The following is a 19,723-nucleotide window of genomic DNA, read 5'->3' on the forward strand; positions in this document are numbered from 1 at the left end:
GGCTCAGGTGAGCCCGTAGAACTTCTCCGTCTCCTCGACGGCGGTCTGGAACCGCTCGTCGAAGTCATCGCGAATGAGCGTCTGGACGACATAGTCCTGGACGCTCATTCCCCTTTTCGCGGCATGCTGCCGGAGCCGCTCGAGCAGCTCCTCGTCTATCCGCAGGCTGAGCACACTGGTCCCCATGGGACGAGGGTCGCGGGCCCGTACCGCAGTCCGGCCGCTTTCCGCTGCCTACTCACTCGTTCGAGTGATGGAGAGGTTTCCGCGGCCGGGGTCCTGGGGAATCCCGGTACCCCCCAGCTTGTTTAGCCAGAGTAATGAGTTATCCTAAAGAGATGCCTGACCTCACCCATGGCGACAATGCTGCCGCCGTGAACTCCCTGCGTTCAGCCGTGATGCGGCTGTCCCGTCGGCTCAAGCACCAGCGGGTCGACGAGTCGCTGAGCCCCACCGAGATGTCGGTGCTCGGCACCCTCTCCCTCTGCGGCAGTGCCACCCCGGGCGAGCTCGCCCGCAAGGAGCATGTGCAGCCGCCGTCGATGACCCGCATCGTGGCCCTGTTGGAGGCCAAGGGGCTGGTCCGGCTGGAGCCGCACCCCGAGGACCGGCGCCAGAAGGTCGTCACCAAGACCGAGCAGGCCGAGGCCATGCTCGAGGAGAGCCGCGCCAAGCGGAACGCCTTCCTGGCCACCCTGGTCGACGGCCTCGACGAGGACGAGTGGGCGAAACTGCGCGCCGCCGCCCCCGTGCTGGAGAAACTCGCACATCTGTAGACAGCCGTCAGCCACGAGGAGGCGACCCTTTTGAGTTCGGGATCCGGAGCAGACTCCGCCCCCGCACCGACCACCCACGAGACCCTTGCCGAGCAGCCCGCCACGGGCGCCCGCAAGTCATCCATGTTCAGCTCGCTGAAGGTCAGGAACTACCGCCTGTTCTTCATGGGCCAGGTCGTGTCCAACATCGGCACCTGGATGCAGCGCATCGCCCAGGACTGGCTGGTCCTCAGCCTCACCGGCTCCGCGACCGCCGTCGGCGTCACGACAGCCCTCCAGTTCCTGCCGATGCTGCTCTTCGGGCTCTACGGCGGTGTGCTCGTCGACCGGCTGCCCAAGCGCCGGACGCTGCTGTTCACCCAGTCCGCGATGGCCCTCACCGGCATCGCGCTCGCCGTCCTCACCCTCTCCGGCCACGTCCAGGTCTGGCACGTCTACGTCGCCGCCTTCGCCGTGGGCCTCGCGACCGTCCTGGACAACCCGGCCCGCCAGACCTTCGTCTCCGAGATGGTCGGCCCCGACCAGCTCCAGAACGCGGTCAGCCTCAACTCCGCGAACTTCCAGTCGGCGCGGCTGGTCGGCCCCGCGGTGGCAGGCGTGATGATCACCGGCGTGGGGACCGGCTGGGCGTTCCTCCTCAACGGACTGTCCTTCGTCGCCCCCCTCGCCGGCCTGCTGCTGATGCGCTCGCGCGAACTGCACGCCGTCCACCGCGCCCCCCGCGGCAAGGGCCAGCTGCGCGAGGGGCTCCACTACGTCGCCGGGCGCCCCGAGCTGATCTGGACGATCGTCCTGGTCGGGTTCGTCAGCACCTTCGGCTTCAACTTCCCCGTCTACCTCTCCGCCTTCGCCGACGACGTCTTCCACGCGGGCGCGGGCTCCTACAGCCTGTTCAACACGCTGATGGCGGTGGGCTCCCTGGCGGGCGCCCTGCTCGCGGCCCGGCGCGGCACGGCCCGGATGCGGGTGCTGGTCGCCGGGGCGGTGGCCTTCGGCGCCATGGAGATCGTGGCCTCCATGGCCCCCTCCCTGTGGCTGTTCGCCCTGCTCATGGCACCGATCGGCATGTTCGGCATGACGGTCAACGTCACCGCCAACAGCAGCGTCCAGATGAGCACCGACCCGGCCATGCGCGGCCGGGTGATGGCCCTCTACATGATGGTCTTCATGGGCGGCGCCCCGATCGGCGCGCCGATCGCCGGCTGGATCACCGACGCGTACGGCGTCCGGGCGGGCCTGGCGGCGGGCGGCGTCGTCTCGGCCGTCGCGGCCGTCACCATCGGCCTGGTCCTGGCCCGGATGGGCAACCTGCGCCTGTCGGTGGGCTGGAACCGCGGCCACCCGAGCGTGCGGTTCGTGCCCCGGGAGAACCGGGAACTCGCCGCGGTGGCATGACGCCGTACGACGTCACCCGTGCCCCGCCACTCGCCACCGGCCACCGGTCACCTGTGACCCGTCACGCTTCACCCGTCACCTGTGACCTGTGACCCGTCACCCGGAGGACGCGGCGGGGGGACGTACCCGCCGGGCCAGCACCTGGCCCGGCCACGCGTGTTCACCGACGGTGTACGTCTCCGTCGCGGTGAAGCCGTTGGCCTCGTAGTAGGCGACGAGCCCGCGGTCGTCGCCCGCGTAGCAGTCCACCCGCAGCAGGCCGACGCCCGCCCGCCGGGTCTCCTCGGCGGCGTGCGCGAGCAGCGCGCTGCCCACCCCGTGGCCCTTGAAGCGGCGGTCGGAGGCGAGCCAGTGGATGTACCGCTCGGGCTCGCCGGGCGGCGGCAGATGCGCCAGGTACGCGCCGGGGGAGTCGGTGAGGGTGAGGGTGGCGGCCGGCACGCCGTCGGCCTCGGCGACGAACGCCCAGCCCTCGTCCAGGTACCGGGCGACCGACTCCACCGTCCTGGGGTTCTCCGACAGGGGTCTCGTCCCCCACTGACCGGGGCGCCCCTGCGCGACCAGCCACTCCACGCTGCTGTCGAGCATGCCGAGTATCACGGGGACGTCGTCGGGTCCGCCTTCTCTGATGGTGATCCGCATGACGCCCATCATGCCGGGCGCGCGGCCCCGCCGACCGGGAAAATCGGGGGCATGAGACTCTTCGCCGCCGTGCTGCCCCCGGACGACATCGCCGACGAACTCGCCGCCGAGGCCGCCCGGTTGCACACGCTGCCCGGTGCGGACGGGCTGCGCTGGACGGGCCGCCCCGGCTGGCACTTCACCCTCGCCTTCTACGGAGAGGTCGACGACGGCCTCGTACCGGAGCTGACGGCACGGCTGAGCCGGGCCGCGCACCGCTGCACGCCCTTCGCGCTGGCCGTGCGGGGCGGGGGCCAGTTCGGGCACGGGCGGGCGCTGTGGGCCGGAGCCGCAGGGGACGTACCGGCGCTGCGGCTGCTGGCCGACCGGGCGGAGGCGGCGGCCCGCAAGGCCGGCGTGGAGATGGGGGAGCACCGCCGCTACAAGGCCCACCTGACGCTGGCCCGCAGCCGGGACGCGGTGGACGTGGGCCGGTTCGTCGAGGCGCTGGACGCCTTCGAGGGTCGTACGTGGACGGTGGGGGAGCTGGTGCTGGTCCGCAGCGACCTGCCGAGGTCCGGCGTTCCCGGGGAGCAGCCCCGTTACGAGCCGGTCGGGCGCTGGGCGCTCGGCGGGGCCGGTTAGGCTCGACACGTGGACCCGAAGACCCGGAACCGGATCATGGCCGGTGCGCTCGTGCTGATGTTCGTCGTGGTGGCGATGGCGGCGGCGGTCGGCAGATAGCCGAAGCCACCGAACCGACCGCCGCCGCCGTGCCCGCGCGGGCGGACACGCCCTTTGTCAGGGACCTGCCGCCGCTACCAGGCGAAGGCCTCCGGGGACGGTCCCGGGCCGGGGAAGATCTCGTCCAGGCCGGACAGCAGTTCCTCGCCCAGTTCCAGTTCGACCGCGCGCAGGGCGGAGTCGAGCTGTTCGGCCGTGCGCGGGCCGACGATCGGGCCGGTCACGCCGGGGCGGGTGAGGAGCCAGGCCAGGGCGGCTTCGCCGGGCTCGATGCCGTGCTTGTCGAGGAGGTCCTCGTAGGCCTGGATCTGTGCGCGTGCGGTGGGGTCGGCGAGGGTGTCGGCGGCCCGGCCGCTCGCCCGGCGCCCGCCCGAGATCTCCTTCTTGATGACACCGCCGAGGAGACCTCCCTGGAGCGGCGACCACGGGATGACCCCGAGCCCGTACTCCTGCGCGGCCGGGATGACCTCCATCTCGGCGCGGCGCTCGGCGAGGTTGTAGAGGCACTGCTCGCTGACGAGCCCGATGGTGCCGCCGCGCCGGGCGGCGATCTCGTTGGCCTGGGCGATCTTGTAGCCGGGGAAGTTGGACGACCCCGCGTAGAGGATCTTGCCCTGCTGCACCAGGACGTCGATGGCCTGCCAGATCTCCTCGAAGGGAGTGCTGCGGTCGACGTGGTGGAACTGGTAGAGGTCGATGTGGTCGGTGCCGAGCCGCTTGAGACTGGCGTCGACGGCCCGCCGGATGTTCAGCGCGGACAGCTTGTCGTGGTTCGGCCAGGCGTCGCCGTCGGCGGCCATGTTGCCGTACACCTTGGTGGCGAGGACCACCTGGTCACGGCGCCCGCCGCCCTTCGCGAGCCAGCTGCCGATGATCTCCTCGGTACGGCCCTTGTTCTCACCCCAGCCGTACACGTTGGCGGTGTCGAAGAAGTTGATGCCCGCGCCGAGCGCCGCGTCCATGATCGCGTGGCTGTCGGTCTCGTCGGTCTGCGGGCCGAAGTTCATGGTGCCGAGGACGAGGCGGCTGACCTTGAGTCCGGTACGTCCGAGCTGCGTGTACTTCATGGGACTCAAGCCAACGACTTGGAGTGCGCTCGACGCAAGGGGGATCGGCCGGGGGAATGGGTCAGTCGCGGGGGAACTCGTCGGTCTTGAGGGTGAGGCCGAGGGGGGTGGTGGTCAGGTCGACGTCCGTACCGAACGTGACAGACAGTTCACTGACGTACTCGCCGTCCTTGGGCTGGGTGTAGAGGTGGCACTTGCCCTGGTAGGGGTCGGCGATCAGAAGGATGGGGACCTCGGCGACGGCGAAGGCGGTCTTCTTGGGACCGTAGTCGTTGGCGGCCGTCCCCTTGGAGATCACTTCGGCGACGAATTCGATATCGCCGCAGCGCCACGGTCCGTTGGGCATCTTCTCGGCCGTTTCGGAGATGAGGGTGATGTCGGAGGCGAAGCCGTTCAGATGACCCGGGTAGTCGACGCGGACGTCCGACTTGATGCGCTGGCGGGGGTACTTGGTCCGCAGTTGCTCGAAGATATCGGCGATGATCTCCCAGTGCGTGTCCCGCTGCGGCGTCATGAAGACGCCCCCCTCGACGATCTCGACCTTGTATCCCTCGGGGGTGGTCCGCTCAAGCGACTCGAACAGCCTGTCCAGAGTCAGCTCGTCGTCTTCCTCGGCCATCTCGATCCTGTCTTCGAGGACGGTCATCGTGGCGCTCCTCCCCGGCGGACCCACGGACGAGTGCCGCCGCGCAGTACAACGATACGCACGGTGACGAGGTCGCGGCGCGGAGCGCATATGCCAGAAGCGGGGCGCGGGTGCGGGGCTCAGCCCCCGTACTCCCCGCCCAGTTCCCAGCCCTGGTACATCGCCTCCGCGAACGCCGACGCCAGCTGGTGTTCGCCGTTCGTGTTCGGGTGGGTGCCGTCGTAGGTGTCGGTGTCGATGTCCCAGGTCGGCGGGACCGAGGCCAGCAGGATGGGGGAGCCCGGCTCGTCCAGGTCGGCGGCCGTCTTCGCCAGGAGTTCGTTGAAGCGGGCGACCTGGGCGGCGAAGGGCGCGTCGTTGGCGGCGCGGATGTTGGGGATGACCGGCAGCCACACCATGGCGATCCGCGGGTTCGCCGCGCGGGCCTCGGCGGCGAAGGCGCGCGCGTTCTCCGCGGTCTGCTCGGCGTTCGTGTAGAAGCCCAGGTCGATCAGGCCGAGCGAGACCAGCAGGACGTCCGCCCGGGACTTCCGCACGGCCTCGCCGATCAGCGGGGCCATGTGCAGCCAGCCCTCGCCCCAGCCGGCCAGGTGACCGCGCGGGAAGTCGGGGTCGGCGTAGGCGTAGGACGCGGGAGAGTCCGTCGACTTGTCGTAGAGCGTCTCGCGGGGGCCGGACAGCGTGAACGGGCCGCCGTACGTCGCGCACAGGTGCCGCCACATGTGGTAGCGCCATGTGTGGTCGCCCGTGCTGCCGATCGTCATCGAGTCGCCTACGGGCATGAACCTGAGCATCCGCTCATGATGGAGGATCGGGAAAGGATCACCGTCGCCGGGGGCGTGTGAGACCGGCCACGAACCCGTGAACGGGAGGGCGGGATGGCAGGCTTGTGGCATGCGCCGATCTTTCGCCGTCCGAGCCGGAGCCCTTCTCGCCGGAGTCCTCCTCTCGGGTGCCTTCACCGTGCTCGCCGCGTCCACCGCGTACGCGGCCGACGGGGACAAGGGATTCACCATCGAGGATCCGCGTATCACCGAGTCCAGCGGTCTCGCCGCCTCGCGCCAGCACCCGGGCATCTACTGGACGCACAACGACAGCGACGACGGCCCCTACCTCTACGCCGTCGACAGCGCGACCGGGAAGACCGTCGCCCGGCTCACCCTGACCGGCGTCGGCACGCCCCGCGACGTCGAGGCCGTCTCCATCGGTCCCGGCAACGAGATCTGGGTCGGCGACATCGGCGACAACCTCGGCGGCACCTGGCAGTACGTGTGGATCTACAAGCTGCCCGAGCCGAAGGAACTCGTCGACCGAACCGTGAAGGCCACGCAGTACGTCGTGAAGTACTCCGACGGCGCCCGCGACGCCGAGTCGCTCCTCGTGCACCCCAAGACCGGGCGGGTCTACATCATCGACAAGAAGGAGGACGGCGGGCACCTCTACGAGGGGCCGGCCGAACTCTCCGCCTCCGGGGCGAACATCTTCAGGCCCGTCGCCGCCGTCGACCTCTGGGCCACCGACGCCGCCTTCTCCCCGGACGGCACCCAGCTCGCCGTCCGCGGCTACTTCGGCGGCATCTCCTACGCCTGGAACGGCGGCAGGATCAAGCGCGAGGGACGGCTCGACGTGCCGCTGCAACGGCAGGGGGAGTCCGTCAGCTACTCCGCCGACGGGACCAAGCTCCTGTACGGGAGCGAGGGTTCCGGGAGCTCGGTGGTGGCGGAGGACGCGCCCGAAGGCGCCGCTTCGGGTACCAAGTCGCCGTCCGGGAGCGGAAGTTCGAGCGCCTCGGGGGAGGGCGGCGGATCCTCGGCCGGCGGCAGCGTCAAGCTCGGAGCACTGGCGGTCGCCGCGGTCTGCGTCGCCGTCTTCGGTCTGCGCAGGCTTCGGCGCCGCAACTGAGTGCCTTCGGGCGGTGCCGCTGTTGCCGCCCTTCTTGACGTGGTCATGGTGTGTCAGTTTCCTGGGTGGTGCGCGGTGTATGGGAGCGCTCCCATGCGTTTCGGGCCCGCGCCTCCCGAGAGGAAGCAGCGAGATGTTCCGCAGCTTGCGAAGAATGCTGTGCGGCCTGGCCGCCGCGCTTCTGATACCGCTGGGAGCCGGAGCGCAGACGGCCCACGCGGCGGACGCCGTCGCCTCGGGCGCCGTCGCGGCCGAGGCCGGAGCCGGCTACTGGCACACCAGCGGCCGGCAGATCCTGGACGCCGCCGGACAGCCGGTCCGGGTCGCCGGGATCAACTGGTTCGGCTTCGAGACCGGCAACTACGTCGTCCACGGACTCTGGTCCCGCGACTACAAGAGCATGATCGACCAGATGAGGTCGCTGGGCTACAACACGATCCGCATCCCCTACAGCGACGACATCTTCAAGAGCACGACCGTCCCCAACAGCATCGACTTCAGCAGCGGCAAGAACGCCGACCTCCAGGGCCTGAACTCGCTCCAGATCCTGGACAGGCTCGTCGCGTACGCCGGTCAGGACGGGCTGAAGGTCATCCTCGACCGGCACCGGCCGGACGCGGGCGGGCAGTCGGCGCTCTGGTACACGGCCGCGGTCCCCGAGTCGACGTGGATCACCAACCTCAAGGCCCTCGCGACCCGCTACAAGGGCCAGGACACGGTCGTCGGCATCGATCTGCACAACGAGCCGCACGATCCCGCCTGCTGGGGCTGCGGTGACACCGCGACCGACTGGCGGCTGGCCGCGCAACGCGCCGGCAACGCCGTACTGTCGGTCAACCCCGCCCTCCTGATCTTCGTCGAGGGCGTGCAGACCTTCAACGGCGTCTCCGGCTGGTGGGGCGGCAACCTGATGGGCGTCGGCCAGTACCCGGTGCAGCTCGACGTGGCGAACCGGGTCGTGTACTCGGCCCACGACTACGCGACGAGCGTCGCCCAGCAGAGCTGGTTCAGCGACCCCACGTTCCCCGCGAACATGCCGGGGATCTGGGACAAGTACTGGGGCTACATCTTCAAGCAGAACATCGCGCCCGTGTGGGTGGGCGAGTTCGGCACCACACTCCAGTCGACGGTGGACCAGAAGTGGCTGGCGGCACTGGTGGGCTACCTCCGGCCGACGTCGACGTACGGCGCCGACTCCTTCCACTGGACCTTCTGGTCCTGGAACCCCAACTCCGGTGACACGGGAGGCATCCTCAAGGACGACTGGCAGACCGTCGACACCGTGAAGGACGGATACCTGGCGAGCGTCAAGGCGCCGGGCTTCCCGGGGACCGGCGGGGGCGGTGGAGGCGGCGGCGGTGGCGGCACGGCCTCCTGCGCCGCCGTCTACACCGTCAGCAGCGACTGGGGCGGCGGCTTCAACGCCGAGGTGAAGGTCACCAACACCGGTACCACGGCGATCGGTTCGTGGAAGGTGACCTGGACGTTCAGCGGCGCGCAGCAGATCACCAGCATGTGGAACGCCTCGTACACCCAGAGCGGGGCCGGCGTGACCGCGGTGAACGCCTCGCACAACGGGGCGGTCCCGGCGGGCGGTTCGGCGAGCTTCGGGTTCGGGGGCGCGCCCGGGGGCGGGGGTGTGCCGAGCGTGGGCTGCACCGCGGCGTGAGCCTCGCGGCCTGATGAGCTCGGGCCCGACGCTTGTGCCCGAGCTGCCGGATGAGGAAGGGCGCCCGGTCGATACCGGGCGCCCTTCGTCGTCGTACGGCCGTTGTCCCGCGGAGAACGACTACAGGTTCTCGATCACGTAGTCGATGCTCTTCGTGAGCGCCTCGACGTCGGCCGGGTCGACCGCCGGGAACATCGCGACCCGCAGCTGGTTGCGGCCGAGCTTGCGGTAGGGCTCGGTGTCGACGATGCCGTTGGCGCGCAGCACCTTGGCGACGGCGGCCGCGTCCACGTCGTCGGAGAAGTCGATCGTGCCGATGACCTGGGAGCGCTTGGCCGGATCGGTGACGAACGGGTTGGCGTACTTGACGTCCTCGGCCCAGCCGTACAGCGTGCGCGCGGAGGTGGCGGTGCGGCGCACCGACCAGTCCAGGCCGCCCTGGCCGTTGATCCACTCCAGCTGCTGGTTCAGCAGGAAGAGGGTGGAGAGGGCCGGGGTGTTGTACGTCTGGTTCTTGCGGGAGTTGTCGATCGCCGTGGGCAGCGAGAAGAACTCCGGGATGTGGCGGCCGGACGCGTGGACGCGCTCGGCGCGCTCGATCGCGGCCGGGGAGAACACGCCGATCCACAGGCCGCCTTCGGAGGCGAAGGACTTCTGCGGGGCGAAGTAGTAGACGTCCGTCTCGGCGATGTCGACCGGGAGGCCGCCGGCGCCGGAGGTGGCGTCCACCAGGACGAGGGAGCCCTCGTCGGCGCCCGGTACGCGCCTGATCGGGGCGGCGACACCGGTGGAGGTCTCGTTGTGGGTGAAGGCGTAGACGTCGACGCCCGCCTCGGCCGTGGGCTCGGGGTGCGTGCCCGGGTCGGAGGAGAGGACCGTCGGCTCCGCCAGCCACGGGGCCAGCTTGGCGGCCTTCGCGAACTTGGAGGAGAACTCGCCGAACGTGAGGTGCTGCGACTTGTTCTCGATCAGCCCGTGGGTCGCGATGTCCCAGAACGCGGTGGAGCCGCCGTTGCCGAGGACGACCTCGTAGCCCTCGGGGAGGGAGAACAGCTCGGAGATGCCCTCGCGCACCTGGCCGACCAGGTTCTTGACCGGGGCCTGGCGGTGGGAGGTGCCGAGGAGGGACGTGCCGGTGGCGGCCAGGGCGTCCAGCGCCTCCACCCGCACCTTGGAGGGGCCCGCGCCGAATCGACCGTCGGCGGGCTTGATGTCAGCAGGAATCCGGATCTCAGCCACGAGGGCGAGGTTAGCCGGTGGGGGAAACCTGGGTGAAACCTGGTCCGTCGGGTGAGACGGGTCGTGTCGCGGTGCCGGGGCTGTCCTCGCGGGCCGTCTTTCGGGCCGGACGGCCGTCCTCGAACTCCCCCGCTCCCGGCTTTGCCCGGGTGGGGGACCCCGCGGGCTGCTTGGGTGGACCCATGACGGATCTCGAAGCCGATCTGCGCAAGGCCGTCCGGGGCGAGGTCGCGTTCGACGTGACCTCCCGGGCGCTCACCACCATGGACGCGTCCAACTACCGGCGGGTCCCGCTCGGGGTCGTGGCCCCGCGGGATGCCGACGACGTGGCGGCGGTGCTCGCCGTGTGCCGGTCGCACGGTGTGCCGGTCGTCGCGCGCGGCGGAGGGACGTCCATCGCGGGGCAGGCCACCGGTACGGGGGTGGTGCTGGACTTCACCCGCCATATGAACCGGTTGGTCGCCCTGGATCCGGAGGCGCGGACGGCCGTCGTGCAGCCGGGGCTGGTCCTCGACCGGCTCCAGGAGGCCGCCGCCCCGCACGGGCTGCGCTTCGGCCCCGACCCCTCCACCCACAGCCGCTGCACGCTCGGCGGGATGATCGGCAACAACTCGTGCGGCTCCCACTCGGTGGCGTGGGGGACGACGGCGGACGGTGTGCGCGAGCTGGAGGTCGTCACCGCGCGGGGGCGGCTGCTGCGGCTCGGGCAGGGGTGGGCGGGGGCGCCGGACGGCCTGCGCCCCCTGGTGGACGGGGAGCTCGCCCGGCTGCGGACCGGCTTTCCCGAGCTGCCCCGCCGTATCTCGGGGTACGCGCTGGACGCGCTGCTGCCGGAGAACGGCGCCGACGTCGCCCGTTCCTTCTGCGGCAGCGAAGGCACCCTGGGCGTGCTCACGGAGGCCGTCGTACGGCTCGTCGAGGCTCCACGCGCGCGCGTGCTCGCCGTGCTCGGGTACGCCGACGAGGGCGCGGCCGCCGAGGCGGCGGCCGGGCTGCTGCCGTTCGGGCCGCTGACGGTCGAGGGGATGGCGGCCGACCTGGTGCCGCCCGGCGCGGCGGCCGGGCTGCCGCGCGGTGGGGCCTGGCTGTTCGTGGAGACGGGCGGCGGGTCGGAGAGCGAGGCACGCGCGCGTGCGGAGGCCGTCGTGCGCGCGGCGGACGTCCTGGACGCGCGGATCGTGCACGATCCCGCCGGGCAGCGGGCGCTGTGGCGGATCCGCGAGGACGCGAGCGGGACGGCGACCCGTATGCCGGACGGCACGGAGGCGTGGCCCGGCTGGGAGGACTGCGCGGTGCCGCCGGCCCGGCTCGGCGCGTACCTGCGGGACTTCCGGGTGCTGCTCACCGGCCACGGCCTGCGCGGCACGCCGTACGGGCACTTCGGGGACGGCTGCATCCACGTCCGTATCGACTTCGACCTGCTGACGGCGGCGGGGATCGCCCGCTTCCGCCGGTTCTCCGAGGAACTGGCCGAACTGGTCGTGGCCCACGGCGGCTCCCTCTCCGGCGAACACGGCGACGGACAGGCCCGGGCCGAGCTGCTGCCGCGGATGTACGGGCAGGACATGGTCGCGCTGTTCGAGCGGGCCAAGGCGGTCTGGGACCCGGACGACCTCCTCAACCCGGGGATGCTGGTGCGCCCCGCGCCCCTCGACGGCAATCTGCGCTTCGCCGTCCTCCCGCGCGAGCCGGTCGACGTCGCGTTCGGCTACCCGTCCGACGGCGGTGACTTCTCGGCGGCGGTGCGCCGGTGCGTCGGCGTCGCGAAGTGCCGTACGACGGCTGCGCCGGGGTCGGTGCCGGGGGCGGGGGTGATGTGTCCGTCGTTCCGGGTCACGGGCCGCGAGGAGCACTCCACGCGCGGGCGTGCCCGGCTGCTGCACGAGATGCTGGCCGGTGAGCTGGTGACCGACGGCTGGCGTTCCACGGAGGTCCGGGACGCGCTCGACCTGTGTCTGTCCTGCAAGGGCTGCCGCTCCGACTGCCCTGTCGAGGTCGACATGGCCACCTACAAGGCGGAGTTCCTGCACCACCACTACGAGGGGCGCCGGCGCCCGGCCGCCCACTACAGCATGGGGCGGCTGCCGGTGTGGCTGCGGTGGGCGAGCCGGCTGCGGGCGGCCGTCCCGCTCAACGCGCTCGCCTCGGTCGGCCCGCTGGCCGGCCTGGCCAAGCGGCTGGGCGGGATCGCGGCCGAGCGGGACATCCCGCGGCTGGCGCGGCAGACGTTCAGCGGGTGGTGGCGGCGCAGGCCGCCCGCTCCCGGGCCGGGGCGGGCGGGAGACCTGGTCGTCCTGTGGCCCGACACCTTCACCGAGCACCTCGCGCCGTCCGTGGGCCGGGCCGCCGTACGGGTCCTGGAGGACGCGGGGCTGCGGGTGGCGCTCCCGCCGACCCTGCGGATGCGGGGCCGGCCGGTGGGCGACGGCCGGTCGAGGAGCGCCGTCGCGCTGCCGGCCGCCCGCCGGGGCCGGGTCTGCTGCGGGCTGACGTACGTCTCCACCGGCCAGCTCGACCACGCGCGCGTGGTGCTGCGCCGCACGCTCGACCTGATGGAGCCGGTGCTGGAGACGGCCGCGCCGGTGGTCGTCCTGGAGCCGAGCTGCGCGGCCGCCCTGCGGAGCGATCTGCCCGAGCTGCTGCACGACGACCCGCGCGCGGCCCGCCTCGCCGCCCGTGTCCTGACCTTCGCGGAGGTCCTGGAGCGGCACGCGCCCGACTGGACGCCGCCCCGCCTGGACCGTCCGGCGGTCGGCCAGACCCACTGCCACCAGCACGCGGTCCTGGGCGACGCGGCCGAGCGGCGGCTGCGCGAGGCCGCGGGTCTCACCGGCGACCTGAGCGGCGGGTGCTGCGGCCTCGCCGGCAACTTCGGCTTCGAGAAGGGCCACTTCGAGGTGTCGGCGGCCTGCGCGCGGGAGCAGCTCCTGCCGGCCGTGCGGGACGCCCCCGAGGGAGCGGTGGTCCTGGCGGACGGCTTCTCCTGCCGTACCCAACTGGACCAGCTGGCGGGGGTACGGGGAAGGCATCTCGCGGAGGTGCTGGCGGACCACCTGGAGGACGAGGGACGGGAGCGCTGAGGGGAGGGGTCCGCGCGGGCGGTGGCGGGCGTGGCTGAGCCCGGGACGGGCGGGGGTGGCTCCTACGCTGGCCGGGACGGTCGTCCGGCGATGCCGACGGCAATTCGAACGATGATTCGAAGGGGTCTCGCGCATGAGCCTGCGTGTCCAGTCCATCACCCGTGACGAGCACCTGGCGTTCGTCGCGGCCCGCCCGTCCGCCAGCCATATGCAGATCCCGTCGTGGGGCGACGTGAAGCCGGACTGGCGGGCGGAGAGCCTGGGCTGGACCGACGGGACGGGTGCGCTCGTGGGGGTGGGGCTGGTGCTGCTGCGGCCGCTGCCGAGGCTGAAGAAGTACCTGGCGTATCTGCCCGAGGGGCCGGTCATCGACTGGCACGCGCCGGATCTCGTCGCACGCTGGCTGGAGCCGATGCTCGCGTGGCTGAAGGCGCGAGGGGCGTTCTCGGTGAAGATGGGCCCGCCCGTCGTCGTCCGGCGGTGGAGCGCCGACGCGGTCAAGGCGGCCATCGCCGACCCGGACGCCCACCGGCTGCGGGACGCCGAGGCGAGCTCGTACGAACCGCGCGCCTTCGAGGTCGCCGACCGGCTGCGCGGGGCCGGCTGGCGGCAGGCCGAGCCGGGCGCGGAGGACGGCTTCGCGGCCGGCCAGCCCCGCTACGTCTTCCAGATCCCGTTCGCCGGACGCACGCTGGAGGACGTCCACGGCGGCCTCAACCAGCAGTGGCGGCGCAACATCAAGAAGGCCGAGAAGGCGGGCGTGAAGGTCGTCCGGGGTGGCGCCGAGGACCTCCCCGCGTTCTACGCGCTGTACACCGAGACCGCCGGGCGCGACCGCTTCATCCCGCGCCCCCTGCCCTACTTCCAGCGCATGTGGAGCGCGCTGAACGCCGAACACCCCGACCGTATGCGGCTCTACCTCGCCCACCACGACGGCGAGGTCCTCGCCGCGGCGACCATGCTGACCGTCGGCGAGCACGTCTGGTACTCCTACGGCGCCTCCACCGGACGCAGGCGCGAGGTCCAGCCGAACAACGCCATGCAGTGGCGCATGATGGCCGACGCCCATGAACTCGGCGCCGCCGTCTACGACCTGAGGGGCATCACCGACACCCTGGAGGAGTCCAACCATCTGCTCGGTCTGCTCCGCTTCAAGGTGGGCACCGGCGGACAGGCCGTGGAATACCTGGGCGAGTGGGACTTCCCGCTCAACAAGCTGCTGCACAGGGTCCTGGACCTCTACATGGCGCGCAGATAGCCGCCTGCGCGAACTCCCAGGTTCTCCAAGGGTATTCACAGCAGGGCTTTGCTCATTTTGCCGTTCGCTTGAATGAGAACCGTGTAAGTTTCTGGATGTCGGGAGCCGGACGCGGAATTCCCGAACGGTTGAAGAAAGTACAGTGCAATCTCCCCCTAGGAGTCGCAATGAGCTTCAAGAAGCTTGCCCCGCTGCCCCCCAAGCCCAAGTCGAAGCAGCTCCCGCCTCCGCCGAAGCCCAAGCCGAAGAAGAAGCTCCAGCCGCAGCCGCCGCTTCCCGGCCGGGACAACTGAGCAGCTGCTGAAAGGGCCGATGGTGCACCGTCGGCCCTTCTTCTTTGTTATTCCTGAGCTGGAGGTGCGAAATGGGCAGGGAATACGGGGAAGGGGAGGACGGTGCGGAGGGAGAAGAATTCGAATACGAAACTCCCGCCATTCCGGCCCGCACCGCTTTTCGTCGTTTCTTTCCGCTGACCAGAGGATTGCGGAAATGGCTGGTGATCGTCTGGGTGTGCACGGTCCTCGCCGCCCTCGCCGAGACCGAGGCGATCCTGCTCTTCGGTGAACTCACCGACAACGCCCTGCGGCAGGGCTCGCTCGCCGCGTTCTGGGCGCCGGCCGCGAAATGGCTGGGCGTCGCCGTCGTCGGCGCGCTCATCGCCTACGCCGGCAACTCCCTGGCCGCATGGGCCACCGAACGCTTCGTGATGCGACTGCGCGAGCATGTCTTCGACCACGTACAGCGGTTGCCGCCCCACTTCTTCCAACGCCACCGCCAGGGCGACCTGTTGTCCCGTCTGACGAGTGACGTCGAGGCCATCGAGACGATGGTGGTGTCCGGGCTGGTGGGCGCCGCCTCGGCGGTCTTCAGCGCGCTCTTCTACGCGGCCGCCGCGTTCTGGCTGCGCTGGGACCTGGCCGCCGCCACCTTCGTCCTGGCCCCGCTCTTCTGGCTGGCCGCCCGCCGCTTCTCCGGCTCCATCAGGGACGTGTCGCGGGCGGGCCGGGTGGCGGACGGCGCGATCACCTCCGTCGTCGAGGAGTCCCTCGGCAACATCGTCCTCACCCAGGCCTACGACCGTCGCGACGCCGAACGCCGGCGTCTGCACGAGGAGGCGACCGCCTGGTTCCGGGCGTCCGTCCGGGCGACCCGGCTGAACGAGGCGTACGAGCAGTCGGTGCAGGTCATCGAGACGGTCTGCGTGCTCGCGGTGATCGGCATCGGCGCCTGGGAGATCTCCACCGGCCGGATGACCCTCGGCCAGCTCCTCGCCTTCGCCGCCTTCCTCGGCTACCTCTACCCGCCCGTCCAGGGTCTGGCCCAGCTCGGCCTGACCGTCACCGCGGCCACGGCGGGCGCGGAACGGCTGATCGAGATCCTGGACGTCGAACCCTCGGTCGGCGACCCCGAGGGCGGGGTGGAGGTGGGCCGCCCGGACGGCACGGTCGAGGTCAGGGACGTCGGCTTCCGCTATCCCGGCGCGGACCGGAGCGCCCTGGAGGGACTGTCGTTCACCGTGCGCCCCGGCGAGCTGGTGATCATCACCGGCCCGAGCGGCGCGGGCAAGTCCACCGTCTCCAAGCTGCTGCTGCGCTTCTACGACCCGGACGCGGGCGATGTCCTGCTCGACGGCGTACCCCTACGGGACTTCCCGCTGGCCCGGCTGCGCGAGTACGTGACCCTGCTCCCGCAGGAGACGCTCGTCCTGCACGACACCGTCCGCGCGAACATCGCCTGCGGCCGGCCCGGCGCCAGCGACCGGGCGATCGAGGAGGCGGCCCGGGCCGCCGACGCGCACGGCTTCGTCGCCGCGCTTCCCGACGGCTACGACACCAGGGTCGACCCCAACTCCGCCCGCCTCTCCGGCGGCCAGCTCCAACGCCTGGCGATCGCCCGGGCGATCCTGCGCGACGCGCCGGTCCTGGTCCTGGACGAGCCGACGACGGGCCTGGACGCGATCGCCGCCCGCCGGGTCGTGAAGCCCCTGCGCCGCCTGATGGCAGGCCGCACCACGATCATGATCACCCACGACCTCAATCTCGCCCCGGACGCCGACCGCATCCTCGTGGTGGACGGCGGCCGGATCGTGGAGACGGGCCGCCACGAGGAGCTCCTGGCCCGCGGTGGCGCCTACGCCCGGCTGCACCGCTCGCAGAACAACGCGGTGACGGACACGGGCGAGCTGCGGTTGCCGCTGTTCGCGGCGGGCCCGCCGCCGGAGACGCGGGCGGAGACGCCGGCGGCGACACCCCAGACGTACGGGTACCAGGCGTACGGGTACGCCGACGGGTACGACCACGGCTGCGCCGGCCACGCCGACCCCTACGGGCAGGGGCACGGGTACGGGCAGGGTTACGGGGACGGGTACGGGCGGGCGTACGGGGACGGGGACGCGCAGAGGTACGGGGACGGGGACGGGCGGGTGTACGCGCAGGGGCCCGTCCCGGAGACGTACGTCCCGGAGTCAGGCGTCCAGGAGGCGTACGGCGCGGCGTATGCCGCAGCCGGAGTGGGGGAGACGGCCTGGGCCGTGCGGCAGCCCGCTCCGGGGATGTACGCAACCGTCCCGACGACCCTCGCCGACGGCCGTCCGCTGTTCCGCGACGAGGAGTACGGGGCGCCGCGGGGCATCTGACGTCTCACAGCCCGAGACAGTGGCATAACGGCTTCACACACCTGACGAAGTCCATTACCCTGGACTCGACAGTGCAGCGTGATGTACACACCCTCGAGCCGAGACCCAGGACCGCCCGTGACTGCCCCCGACATCGCCACCACACCCCAGCTCGCCCCCACCGCGTCGGCGGCCGGCGCCCCCGGGTCCCCGGGTCGTCTGGGCGCCCTCGGCCCGGTGGGCCTGGTGCTCGCCGGAGGCATCTCGGTGCAGTTCGGCGGCGCGCTGGCGGTGACGCTGATGCCGAGGGCGGGCGCGCTGGGCGTGGTGGCGCTGCGGCTCCTGGTGGCGGCGGTGGTCCTGCTGGTGGTCTGCCGGCCACGTCTGCGCGGCCACTCCCGCACGGACTGGGGCACGGTCGTCGTCTTCGGCGTCACGATGGCCGCGATGAACGGCCTCTTCTACCAGTCGGTGGACCGCATCCCGCTGGGTGCGGCGGTGACGCTGGAGGTCCTCGGCCCCCTCGCACTGTCGGTCGTGGTCTCGCGCCGCGCGCTGAACCTCGTCTGGGCCGGCCTGGCTCTCGCGGGCGTCTTCCTGCTCAGCGGGGGCGGCGGGGATGGCGGAGGGTTCGGTGGCGGCCTCGACCCGGCGGGTGTCGCGTTCGCGCTGGGGGCGGGGGCGATGTGGGCGGCGTACATCGTCTTCAGCGCCCGCACCGGCCGCCGTTTCCCGCAGGCGGACGGCCTGGCGCTGGCGATGGCGGTGGGCGCGCTGCTCTTCCTCCCCCTGGGTCTCGCCGAGTCGGGCACGAAACTGGCCGACCCGGTGACGCTGGGCCTCGGCGCGGCGGTGGCCCTGCTCTCCTCGGTCCTCCCCTACACCCTCGAACTCCTCGCCCTACGGCGCATGCCCGCCTCCACCTTCGCGATCCTGATGAGCCTGGAACCGGCCGTCGCCGCGACCGCGGGCTTCCTCATCCTCGACCAGACCCTGACCACGATCCAGGCGGCCGCCATCGCCCTGGTCGTCGCGGCGAGCATGGGCGCGGTCCGGACACAGGTGGGGCGGTCGAAGCCGGCGGTCCCGGAAGCCTGACGGACACCTCGCCCACGACCGCCGGAAGTTGCCCGGCCCCGGTCGGGGTGTCGGTGCCGGCCACGGTCACGGTGTCGGCCTCGGTCCCGACTGCGGCCCCGGCCCCGGCCCGGTCCTGGTCGCGGTGTCGGTGCCGATCCGGCAAGGGCCCTGCGTAGACCTCTTGTGCGTCAGCCACGACCTCTCGTGCGTCAGCCACGACCTCTCGTGCGTCGGCCGCGACCTTTCGTGCGTCGGCGAAACGGTGAACAGGGGCTCCGGGCCGCTCCGAGACTTCGACGCATGCGCAGCTACCGGTCCTTGTTCCGCACCCCGGAGTTCACTCCGTTCCTGCTCTCCTTCGCCGCCTTCGCCGCGGCCCAGACGATCGGCGGCCTGGCTCTCGGCACGTTGGTCTTCCGGGCCACCGGCTCCCCGTTCCTGTCGGCGGTGAGCATGTTCGGCCCGCAGCTCACCCAGCTGCTGGGGGGCGCGTTCCTGCTCTCGGGCGCCGACCGCCTGCCCCCGCGCGCGGTCCTGTCCGGCCTCGCCCTCGCCCTCGCGGCCGGTACGGCTGTGCTGGCCCTGCCCGGCCTGTCGATCCGGGCGGTTTTCGCCGTCGTCCTGGCGCAGGGCCTGGTCGCGTCGCTGGGCGGGGGAGCGCGCGGGGGGCTGCTGAACGAGATCCTGTCCAAGGACGGCTACGTCCTGGGCCGCTCGGTGTACAACATGCTCTGGGGCCTGACGCAGACGGTCGGTTTCGCGACGGGCGGCGCGCTGCTGGCGCTCCTGTCCCCGCGGACCTGTCTGCTCCTCGCGGCGGCGCTGTACGTGATGTCGGCCCTCGTGACCCGTATGGGGCTCACGGCCCGCCCGCCGCGCTCCTCCGGCCGCCCGTCCGTCTCGGCGACCTGGCGTACCAACGCCCTCCTGTGGTCCTCGCGCCCCCGCCGCCTGACCTACCTGGGCCTGTGGGTCCCCAACGGCCTGATCGTCGGCAGCGATTCGCTCTACGTCTCCTACGCCCCCCGGGCCGCCGGCACGCTGTACGCGTGCGGGGCGCTGGGCATGTTCGTGGGCGACATGGCGGTGGGCCGCCTGGTCCCGCCCGCGTCGCGCCCCCGTCTCGCGACCCCGCTGCGCCTGCTGCTGGCGGTTCCCTATCTGTTCTTCGTCCTGCGGCCCGGCGTGGCGCTGTCGGCGGTGGCCGTCACCGTCGCCTCCGTCGGCTTCGCCGCGAGTCTGGTCCTGCAGGAGCGCCTGATGTCCCTCACCCCCGACGACCTCGCGGGCCAGGCTCTCGGCCTGCACGTCACCGGCATGGCCGCTCTGCAGGGCGTCGGCGCCGTCCTCGCGGGCACGCTGGCCCAACTGATCTCCCCGGCCGCCGCGATGACCTCGATGGCGGCCGGATCGGTCACCGTGACCCTGGCCCTCGCGGTGCTGGGCAGGCGCGAGGAACGCCGGCGGCCGGCCGCTTCCGGTACGCGGCCGGGCGTCCTGCCGGAACCCGCGGTCGAGGACTGACCCGAGCGGCGGCACACCCCCGTCACCGGCGCTGCCGGCCGGCAGCTCCTGCACCCGCGACCGCCGGTCCTCCTGCACCCGCGACCGTCGGTTGTCCCGCCCCGCGAC

General features: G+C 71.8%; 17 protein-coding genes. 11 read left to right on the forward strand and 6 right to left on the reverse strand.

The window, feature by feature from the left end:
- Positions 1 to 3 precede the first annotated feature (3 nt).
- Positions 4 to 186, reverse strand: coding sequence for a CopG family antitoxin (locus ABT070_RS21685; protein ID WP_020130247.1), 183 nt, complete (start codon positions 184 to 186; stop codon positions 4 to 6).
- A 152-nt stretch (positions 187 to 338) separates the two neighbouring features.
- Here ABT070_RS21685 and ABT070_RS21690 point away from each other — a divergent pair, with 152 nt between their 5' ends.
- Together ABT070_RS21690 and ABT070_RS21695 are read left to right on the forward strand one after the other, a co-directional pair.
- Entirely contained in the window at positions 339 to 776 is a 438-nt protein-coding gene (locus tag ABT070_RS21690; protein ID WP_057600790.1) for a MarR family winged helix-turn-helix transcriptional regulator, read from the forward strand.
- Between the two features lie 30 nt (positions 777 to 806).
- The gene (locus tag ABT070_RS21695) at positions 807 to 2,171 is read left to right on the forward strand and encodes an MFS transporter (protein WP_351763063.1); all 1,365 of its coding nucleotides are present in this window, start codon (positions 807 to 809) and stop codon (positions 2,169 to 2,171) included.
- A gap of 96 nt (positions 2,172 to 2,267) precedes the next feature.
- On the opposite strand, the gene ABT070_RS21700 is transcribed toward ABT070_RS21695, so the two are convergent.
- On the reverse strand, positions 2,268 to 2,813 hold the full coding sequence (locus ABT070_RS21700) for a GNAT family N-acetyltransferase (protein ID WP_351763066.1): 546 nt from the start codon (positions 2,811 to 2,813) through the stop codon (positions 2,268 to 2,270).
- 51 nt (positions 2,814 to 2,864) lie between these two features.
- Between ABT070_RS21700 and thpR the strand changes: the two genes are divergently transcribed.
- A complete protein-coding gene (gene thpR / locus ABT070_RS21705) occupies positions 2,865 to 3,437 on the forward strand; it encodes an RNA 2',3'-cyclic phosphodiesterase (RefSeq protein WP_351763069.1) in 573 nt (190 codons plus the stop codon).
- Positions 3,438 to 3,610: 173 nt separating this feature from the next.
- Here the strand turns inward: thpR and ABT070_RS21710 are convergent, their stop codons facing one another.
- From ABT070_RS21710 to ABT070_RS21720, 3 genes are all read right to left on the reverse strand, one after another.
- On the reverse strand, positions 3,611 to 4,603 hold the full coding sequence (locus tag ABT070_RS21710; protein WP_351763072.1) for an aldo/keto reductase: 993 nt from the start codon (positions 4,601 to 4,603) through the stop codon (positions 3,611 to 3,613).
- A gap of 61 nt (positions 4,604 to 4,664) precedes the next feature.
- Positions 4,665 to 5,249 carry a Uma2 family endonuclease gene (locus ABT070_RS21715; RefSeq protein WP_351763075.1) on the reverse strand — a complete coding sequence of 195 codons (585 nt, stop codon included), beginning with the start codon at positions 5,247 to 5,249 and terminating at the stop codon, positions 4,665 to 4,667.
- 119 nt (positions 5,250 to 5,368) lie between these two features.
- The gene (locus ABT070_RS21720) at positions 5,369 to 6,043 is read right to left on the reverse strand and encodes a GDSL-type esterase/lipase family protein (protein ID WP_351763077.1); all 675 of its coding nucleotides are present in this window, start codon (positions 6,041 to 6,043) and stop codon (positions 5,369 to 5,371) included.
- Between the two features lie 100 nt (positions 6,044 to 6,143).
- Here ABT070_RS21720 and ABT070_RS21725 point away from each other — a divergent pair, with 100 nt between their 5' ends.
- Positions 6,144 to 7,151 carry a TolB-like translocation protein gene (locus ABT070_RS21725; RefSeq protein WP_351763080.1) on the forward strand — a complete coding sequence of 336 codons (1,008 nt, stop codon included), beginning with the start codon at positions 6,144 to 6,146 and terminating at the stop codon, positions 7,149 to 7,151.
- A gap of 133 nt (positions 7,152 to 7,284) precedes the next feature.
- Positions 7,285 to 8,820, forward strand: a complete 1,536-nt coding sequence (locus tag ABT070_RS21730; RefSeq protein WP_351763083.1) for a cellulase family glycosylhydrolase — start codon at positions 7,285 to 7,287, stop codon at positions 8,818 to 8,820.
- A 120-nt stretch (positions 8,821 to 8,940) separates the two neighbouring features.
- Here ABT070_RS21730 and serC read toward each other — a convergent pair whose 3' ends face one another.
- Positions 8,941 to 10,059 carry a phosphoserine transaminase gene (serC, locus tag ABT070_RS21735; RefSeq protein WP_351763086.1) on the reverse strand — a complete coding sequence of 373 codons (1,119 nt, stop codon included), beginning with the start codon at positions 10,057 to 10,059 and terminating at the stop codon, positions 8,941 to 8,943.
- Positions 10,060 to 10,241: 182 nt separating this feature from the next.
- On the opposite strand from serC, the gene ABT070_RS21740 reads away from it, so the two are divergent.
- The 6 genes from ABT070_RS21740 to ABT070_RS21765 all read left to right on the forward strand — a co-directional run bounded on the left by ABT070_RS21740 (position 10,242) and on the right by ABT070_RS21765 (position 19,615).
- Complete coding sequence (locus ABT070_RS21740; protein WP_351763089.1) at positions 10,242 to 13,139, forward strand: FAD-binding and (Fe-S)-binding domain-containing protein; 2,898 nt, start codon at positions 10,242 to 10,244, stop codon at positions 13,137 to 13,139.
- 133 nt (positions 13,140 to 13,272) lie between these two features.
- Positions 13,273 to 14,397, forward strand: coding sequence for a lipid II:glycine glycyltransferase FemX (locus ABT070_RS21745; protein ID WP_351763091.1), 1,125 nt, complete (start codon positions 13,273 to 13,275; stop codon positions 14,395 to 14,397).
- A 167-nt stretch (positions 14,398 to 14,564) separates the two neighbouring features.
- Complete coding sequence (locus tag ABT070_RS21750; protein ID WP_351763093.1) at positions 14,565 to 14,690, forward strand: hypothetical protein; 126 nt, start codon at positions 14,565 to 14,567, stop codon at positions 14,688 to 14,690.
- Between the two features lie 71 nt (positions 14,691 to 14,761).
- On the forward strand, positions 14,762 to 17,032 hold the full coding sequence (locus tag ABT070_RS21755; RefSeq protein WP_351763095.1) for an ABC transporter ATP-binding protein: 2,271 nt from the start codon (positions 14,762 to 14,764) through the stop codon (positions 17,030 to 17,032).
- An 81-nt stretch (positions 17,033 to 17,113) separates the two neighbouring features.
- Positions 17,114 to 18,109 carry an EamA family transporter gene (locus tag ABT070_RS21760; RefSeq protein WP_351763097.1) on the forward strand — a complete coding sequence of 332 codons (996 nt, stop codon included), beginning with the start codon at positions 17,114 to 17,116 and terminating at the stop codon, positions 18,107 to 18,109.
- 282 nt (positions 18,110 to 18,391) lie between these two features.
- Positions 18,392 to 19,615: an MFS transporter gene (locus tag ABT070_RS21765; protein ID WP_351763099.1), complete on the forward strand. Its 1,224-nt coding sequence runs from the start codon at positions 18,392 to 18,394 to the stop codon at positions 19,613 to 19,615.
- Positions 19,616 to 19,723: the final 108 nt, after the last annotated feature.

The organism is Streptomyces sp. NPDC002884, assembly GCF_040295245.1.
Taxonomy (GTDB): Bacteria; Actinomycetota; Actinomycetes; order Streptomycetales; family Streptomycetaceae; genus Streptomyces.

Coding starts and splice junctions, on each gene's coding strand:
- ABT070_RS21685 (WP_020130247.1), bottom strand. CDS start 186: ATGGGGACCAGTGTGCTCAGCCTGCGGATAGACGAGGAGCTGCTCGAG.
- ABT070_RS21690 (WP_057600790.1), top strand. CDS start 339: ATGCCTGACCTCACCCATGGCGACAATGCTGCCGCCGTGAACTCCCTG.
- ABT070_RS21700 (WP_351763066.1), bottom strand. CDS start 2,813: ATGCGGATCACCATCAGAGAAGGCGGACCCGACGACGTCCCCGTGATA.
- thpR (WP_351763069.1), top strand. CDS start 2,865: ATGAGACTCTTCGCCGCCGTGCTGCCCCCGGACGACATCGCCGACGAA.
- ABT070_RS21710 (WP_351763072.1), bottom strand. CDS start 4,603: ATGAAGTACACGCAGCTCGGACGTACCGGACTCAAGGTCAGCCGCCTC.
- ABT070_RS21715 (WP_351763075.1), bottom strand. CDS start 5,249: ATGACCGTCCTCGAAGACAGGATCGAGATGGCCGAGGAAGACGACGAG.
- ABT070_RS21720 (WP_351763077.1), bottom strand. CDS start 6,043: ATGCTCAGGTTCATGCCCGTAGGCGACTCGATGACGATCGGCAGCACG.
- ABT070_RS21725 (WP_351763080.1), top strand. CDS start 6,144: ATGCGCCGATCTTTCGCCGTCCGAGCCGGAGCCCTTCTCGCCGGAGTC.
- ABT070_RS21730 (WP_351763083.1), top strand. CDS start 7,285: ATGTTCCGCAGCTTGCGAAGAATGCTGTGCGGCCTGGCCGCCGCGCTT.
- ABT070_RS21740 (WP_351763089.1), top strand. CDS start 10,242: ATGACGGATCTCGAAGCCGATCTGCGCAAGGCCGTCCGGGGCGAGGTC.
- ABT070_RS21745 (WP_351763091.1), top strand. CDS start 13,273: ATGAGCCTGCGTGTCCAGTCCATCACCCGTGACGAGCACCTGGCGTTC.
- ABT070_RS21750 (WP_351763093.1), top strand. CDS start 14,565: ATGAGCTTCAAGAAGCTTGCCCCGCTGCCCCCCAAGCCCAAGTCGAAG.
- ABT070_RS21755 (WP_351763095.1), top strand. CDS start 14,762: ATGGGCAGGGAATACGGGGAAGGGGAGGACGGTGCGGAGGGAGAAGAA.
- ABT070_RS21760 (WP_351763097.1), top strand. CDS start 17,114: ATGTACACACCCTCGAGCCGAGACCCAGGACCGCCCGTGACTGCCCCC.
- ABT070_RS21765 (WP_351763099.1), top strand. CDS start 18,392: ATGCGCAGCTACCGGTCCTTGTTCCGCACCCCGGAGTTCACTCCGTTC.